The following is a 3,239-nucleotide window of genomic DNA, read 5'->3' as shown; positions in this document are numbered from 1 at the left end:
AAGTACAGCTGCTTGCTGAGCAAAAAAACGATGAATTATTTCGCAGCCTAACGCTTCAAGCCGTTATATTAATAGGATACATCATTATTATCTTAATTATAGCTTCATTTATTACGAGAAAAGTGGCTAGAGATATTGGCGTGCCGCTCATGAGACTGACGAACCACGCTCGTGAGTTTGCGAATGGTGAATATTCGGAGCCAGAGGATCTCACAAGAGAAGATGAGCTTGGAGAGCTGGCACGAACCTTTAAGAAAATGATGACGCAAATCCAAAGTAAAGAAGAGGAGCTTCTCGCTCAAAACGAAGAGCTTATTGCGCAGCAGGATGAGCTGCAGGCGCAGCAAGAGGAACTGCAGATCGCCGTAGGCGTAATGGAGCAAAATGAGAAATATTTGGAGAAGCGCAACCAGCTTGTACAATCCCTCTCTAATACCCTCGATAAACAAGAGCTGCTGCAAAGCATCATTTCTAATATTGTCGCTATTACCGATTCCGATAAAGGCTTAATTGTGATGATGAATAGAGAGCATGATTGCGCATCCGTAGGGATTTCCAATGCTTCAACCAAACAGTTTATTGAGCAAATGGAAGATGGCATCGTATTACGTGCCTCACAGACCAAACAAGCATACAGTATGATTCGTGAATGTTCACTTGGTGAACAGGGATATCACGATTCTGCTATGAAAGCTACCGATTTAATCTTGCCCATTTTGAATGCATCAGAAGAAATGGTTGCCTGCCTAGTCATTACGAAGGTCAATCGTACGATTACGAAGCAAGAGGAAGAAGAGATCGTTGGCATGATGACACAAGTGTCATTAGCCTTCGATAAACTACATTTGTACGAGCTGTCGGAGAAGCAGCGCTTGATGACTGGAGATATACTGAACACCATTCAAGAAGGCATACAATTGCTTGATCTAGATGGCAGCACGCTTCAAATTAATCACAAAATGGCTGAGATATTCGGATTTTTCAATCATGAAAAAGGGACAATCAATATGCCTTTTGAGCAATTCAAAGGTTTTGTCCAATCCTCTGTTGTTGAATCTGAACCGTTAATTCAATTTATGACTGGGCTTATCTCAAATGGACATTATAATGGCTTGTACAGCATGAACTATGAAATTACAGAACCAGAAAGAAAATTCATTCAAATTTATTGCGAGCCCTTGTACCGCAATGGTCAACAATTCGGGTTATTGCTCGTTCACCGTGACATCACGAAGGAGTACGAGGTTGACCGGATGAAATCTGAGTTTGTAAGTACAGTTAGTCATGAGCTAAGGACGCCGCTTGCAAGTGTGCTTGGATTCGCAGAGCTGCTGCTTCACCGGGAACTGAAGCCGGAGCGCCAGCGGAAATATGTATCGACGATTTATCAAGAAGCAAGAAGATTAACGACGTTAATTAATGACTTTTTAGATTTGCAACGAATGGAATCAGGCAAACAAACGTATGAAATGAAAAGCATATCATTAACGCCATTAATTAAAGAAGCAATCGAAATGCAGCAAATGTCTGCCAGCATCCATCAAATCACGTGGCAAAATGATGCACAAGAAGCAATCGTAATTGCAGATAAAGATAAAATGCTTCAGGTATTCATTAATTTATTGAGCAACGCAATTAAATACTCGCCAAATGGCGGACAAATCACTTTATTTAGCAGCATTAACAAAGATATGATCGTCATTCGTTTAGAAGATCAGGGACTTGGCATACCAAAGGATGCACTGCCTAATCTCTTCAACAAGTTTTATCGTGTCGATAATTCAGATCGAAGAGAAATTGGCGGGACTGGCTTAGGCTTGGCAATCGTAAAAGAGATTGTTACAAGACATGATGGTAAAATAGAAGTTTTTTCCGAGTTCGGACATGGAAGTACCTTTATCGTGACGCTTCCACTGGCTAAGCAGCAAGAACGAATACAAAACGATGAGTTGAAGGAAAATACTTCTTCTGAGACGTCCATTCAAGTGATGCTGATTGAAAACGACCTTAATTTGTCCACTTTACTCCGTGATGAATTGAGGTCTAGTGGATATCATGTTCACCTGTTCACAGAAGGTGGGTTGGCTATGAAAGCAATTGAACAGCTCAAACCTGACATCGTGGTCATCGATCTGATGCTGGAATCAGGAATTACCGGCTGGGATATTATTAGCAAAATCAAGAAATCTGATGTATTGCTAAATACGCCAATCATCATTTCGAGCGCCTTCGAAGAGAAAGAAAAAGCTGCACAATGGGGAATTAATGAATTCCTTGTGAAACCCTATTTACCTGGCAGACTAAGTGCAGCAATCTCTCGTTTGCTGCGATAATAGGGGGAGCCCATTTTCATGAAGACGGAAAAATACAAACAATTAATTCAACAGCGAATTACACAGACGATCGATGATTGGTCCAATCAAACAGCAGTTGAGGAACAAGATATTCATCGGTTTTTCCATAATCTTAAAGGGACAAGCGGTACGATTGGGCTGCATGAGGTTGAAAAGTTTTCGGAATCCAAAGAACAATTGTTTTCTGAAAAAAGCAAAAAAACGTTCATACGCGAGGAGTGGTCAGAGCATTTGCTGCCACTAACGGCCATGTTTCCTCAAGTGCTGCAGCTGCTAGACGGACTCGACAATGCAAATGAAGACCATGCCGATTCCCTTGATGATCATTCAAAGCATCACAATCGTGTACTTGTCATTGATGATGATGTTGAATTTGTAACCTATGTCAAAGAAGTTTTAGAGAAAAATGATTATCCAGTAAGCATTGCTCTGAATGCGGAGCGCGGTTTAAAGCTGTTCTACGAATGGAAGCCTAATCTCATCCTTCTTGATATTGTGTTGCCCGATCGAAGCGGCATGTATGTTCTTAATCAAATCGTTGATAAGGCGAAGCAGCAGCATATTCCGATTATTATGGTCAGCGGGAATGTATCCGTCGAAAATCAAGTTAACGCTTATCGATCCGGTGCGATGGACTTTCTTGCCAAGCCGTTTGATGTTGAGCTGCTTAAGGCTCTCATCGACAATCGATTTGCGATGAAGATGGACTGGGAACGCTCGATCATTATTGATGAGTTAACAGGCGCTTATAATCGCAAGCATTTCAATCAAATGATGCGGCAGCATATCGACAGCTTTAAGCGCTCAAACGATATTTTCTCACTCGTTATGATTGATTTGGATTACTTTAAACTTGTAAATGATACCTATGGTCATCTTCAAGGG

The 3,239-nt window shown here is 41.2% G+C and carries 2 protein-coding genes; both read left to right on the top strand.

Annotated features, from left to right (window positions below; all coding sequences use genetic code 11):
* On the top strand, positions 1–2,333 hold a 2,333-nt coding region (locus AC1DSE_RS33110; RefSeq protein WP_477528904.1), incomplete at its 5' end, for an ATP-binding protein.
* 18 nt (positions 2,334–2,351) lie between these two features.
* Positions 2,352–3,239: response regulator (locus AC1DSE_RS33105; RefSeq protein WP_477528903.1), on the top strand; the 888-nt coding region annotated here is incomplete at its 3' end.

Source organism: Paenibacillus sp. 01L418 (genome assembly GCF_056400045.1).
Note: the sequence above shows the minus strand (reverse complement) of the source record. Positions and strands in the feature narration are given on the sequence as shown.